This is a genomic window from Megasphaera indica, assembly GCF_046614755.1.
Classification (GTDB): Bacteria; Bacillota; Negativicutes; order Veillonellales; family Megasphaeraceae; genus Megasphaera; species Megasphaera intestinihominis.
Genome location: NZ_JBKKJR010000094.1, coordinates 1 through 223, shown reverse-complemented (window position 1 = coordinate 223; position 223 = coordinate 1). Strand labels below are relative to the sequence as shown.

At 42.6% G+C, this 223-nt stretch carries 1 protein-coding gene; it reads left to right on the top strand.

Annotated features, from left to right (window positions below; translation table 11 throughout):
- Positions 1 to 223, top strand: a 223-nt coding sequence (locus ACFCTO_RS12310) for an IS3 family transposase (protein ID WP_499876978.1), incomplete at both ends; no start/stop codon positions are given.

Below are 223 nucleotides of genomic sequence, written 5' to 3'. Positions count from 1 at the left end.
GCAGAAACGGTTTGACCGTGAGAATCCCGATCAAGAACTAGAAGACAAAATACAGGAAATCCGTAGCCAGCATAAAGATTATGGCTATCGGCGCATGACCGGTGAATTAAAAAATCAAGGGTATTGCGTGAACAAGAAGAAAGTCCAACGTATCATGCAGAAACTAGGCCTTCAGGTAACATCCTTTACTCGAAAAAGCCGTAAATACAGCTCTTATAGAGGC